2 protein-coding genes are annotated in these 2,468 nt (G+C 73.1%); one reads left to right on the top strand and one right to left on the bottom strand.

Annotation, left to right across the window (positions count from 1 at the left end; all coding sequences use genetic code 11):
- Positions 1-73 precede the first annotated feature (73 nt).
- Positions 74-772, top strand: coding sequence for a hypothetical protein (locus ACFU5G_RS29775; protein WP_377252739.1), 699 nt, complete (start codon positions 74-76; stop codon positions 770-772).
- Between the two features lie 236 nt (positions 773-1,008).
- Here the strand turns inward: ACFU5G_RS29775 and ACFU5G_RS29770 are convergent, their stop codons facing one another.
- On the bottom strand, positions 1,009-2,265 hold the full coding sequence (locus tag ACFU5G_RS29770; RefSeq protein ID WP_377252737.1) for an MFS transporter: 1,257 nt from the start codon (positions 2,263-2,265) through the stop codon (positions 1,009-1,011).
- Between the last annotated feature and the right edge of the window lie 203 nt (positions 2,266-2,468).

The raw sequence follows: 2,468 nt of genomic DNA, 5'->3' as shown, positions 1-2,468 counted from the left end.
TGACTGACCGGTCTCGACGCAACCGACCGAAGTCATGTCGGAGCCGCACACAGGCTGTGCTGTACTACCCCGCGTGACCACGCAGGATGACCAGCCGGAGCAGAGCGAGCCGGAGCAGAGCGAGCCGGCTGCGCCCCGCGGACGGCGACGGGCCGCGTGGGTCGCCGGGACGTCGGTCCTGATCGGCGGCGTCGCCTCGCTCGGGGCGCTCGGCGTCCAGCGCGCTGCCGAGGAGAGCGACCTCCTGCTCATCGCCGGGCACGACGGCGACGTGCTCGGCCACCTGCTCTGGGCCCTTGCCTGCGTCTGCGGCGTCGTGCTGGGCGTGGCCGCGTTCTGGTTCCTCGTCGTCGGGTACGAGTGGTTCACCGCCACGCTCGCGGCGATCGTCCTGGGTGCGGCGGTCCTGGCCGCGTGCGGCGGCGTGCTGGTGAACGCCTTGTTCGCGCTCCTCAGCTCGGGGTCGGACTTTGTCCTGCTCGACGAGCTGGACCGCCCCGCCGGCGAGCAGATCCTCGTCGAGGAGGCCACTGGCTTCGGCGGCGTCTTCTGGCACGTCTATCAGGGCGGCCCGGTCCGCTACACGGAGATCACGGACTCGCTCGACCCAGGACCGGAATGCGAATGGCTGACCGGCTCCTTAGGGACGACCCCGTTCGCGGAGGGCGACTACACCCTCACGAGCGACGCGCAGGGGCGCGACGTGCTGAGCTTCACCGTCGACCGGCCGTACTGCGACAACGACGGCACGTACGAGCTGGTGCTCCCCTGAACCTGGCTGTGGCTGTGGCTGTGGCACTGGCTGTGGCACTGGCTGTGGCACTGGCACAGGCACAGGCACTGGCTGTAGCTGGCCCTGGCCCTGGCCCTGGCCCTGGCCCAACCTGGCTGGCGCGGGTCAACTGACTTCGGTCGATTGCGTCGAGACCGGTCGGTTGATTGACCGGTCTCAGAGCAACCGACCGAAGTCAGTTTGGGCCCGCACCCGGGCTGCACTGGTCGGGTCCGTCAGCGGCCCCCGCGGCCGCCGCCCGCCAGCGGAAGGGCCGTGCGGGACGAGAACGCGACGACCGCCAGGCACAGCAGCGCCGCGACGGTCCCGAAGCCGAACATCTGCCCGTACGACCACGTGGCGCGCAGCCAGGAGAGCGCCATCGGCACGAAGAACCCGAGGTACGTCAGCGAGTAGAAGACGGCGGTCAGGCCCGCGAGCTGGCCCGGCCCGGCGATGCGCGCCACCTCGGTCAGCCCGGACACGAGGCCGAGCCCGTAGCCCGTGCCCAGCACCACGGCGGCGAGCACACCGAGCAGCAGCGTCGGCGACGTCGCCGCCCACGCCGCGAGCGCCATCCCCGCCGCGACGATGCTCAGCGCCACGATCGAGGAGCGGGCCGACGCCGGGGTGTCGATCCGGCGGGCCACGGCCTGCATGGCGATGCCGCAGCCGAGGGAGAGCACGGTGAGCATCCCGGCGAACGCGATAGGGATGTCGCCGGCGTGCTCGGAGAGCAGCGCGGGCAGCACCGCGTAGGCGCACCCGCCGCAGCCGAACACCCAGGGGGCGAGCGGCACCACGACGCGCAGGAACCGCTTGTGCCCGACGGCGGCGAACCGCAGGTCGTGGCGCAGCGGCCCGCGCTCGGCGCGCTGCCGGCCGGGGTTGGTCTCGGGCACGCGCAGCAGCCAGGCGCCCGCGACCAGGGCACCCGCCGCGTGCACCACGTAGGCCAGGTGCGTGGGCCAGGGACCGAACTGGGCGAGCATCGCGGCGGCTCCCGCGCCGGCGAGGAACCCCGTGGTCAGCGACAGCGAGCCACGCCGGGGGCCTGCCGCGCGGTTTCCGGAGCGGGCGCTGAGCTCGGTGATCCAGGTGCTGCCCACCGCCATCGCCAGCCCCAGCGCGACGCCGCACAGCACCCGGCCGATCGCGAGCACCAGCGGGCTCGTCGGGTCCAGGGCCAGCACCAGCGAGCCCAGGGCACCGACCGGCGCGGCGGGCAGCAGCAGCGGACGCCGGCCGTGCCGGTCCGACAGCGGCCCGCCCAGCAGCAGCGCCGGGACGATGCCGAACACGTACGCCGCCAGGAGCGCGTCGACCATGACGTCGCCGATGTGCCCCTGCTCGCGGTACATCACCAGCAGCGGCGTGAACTCATTGCCACCCCACGCGACGGCCAGCAGCACGGCCGCGACGGGCCACCAGGTGCGCGGTCCCACGGGGAGCCGTTCGGCGGCAGGCGCGTCCCCGGGGTGCGTTGGTGGCATGACCACATCCTCCGCACCAGATGCCCGGGCGAACAACCTGCGCGGCTGTGAGGGTGCGCACAGGGGGCGCCCGCAGGTGCCGGTCCGGGCAGAGCGCGCCCGCTCTCGGGTCGGGCCAAGCCCAGCCGTCACCGGGGAGCCACCAAGGACAACGCAGCGGGGAGGGTAACGGAGAGGTAGCAGTGCTACCTCTCCGTTACCCC

Origin of the sequence: Promicromonospora sp. NPDC057488 (genome assembly GCF_042802395.1) — a bacterium.
Classification (GTDB): domain Bacteria; phylum Actinomycetota; class Actinomycetes; order Actinomycetales; family Cellulomonadaceae; genus Promicromonospora.
Note: the sequence above shows the minus strand (reverse complement) of the source record. Positions and strands in the feature narration are given on the sequence as shown.

Coding starts and splice junctions, on each gene's coding strand:
- ACFU5G_RS29770 (WP_377252737.1), bottom strand. CDS start 2,265: ATGCCACCAACGCACCCCGGGGACGCGCCTGCCGCCGAACGGCTCCCC.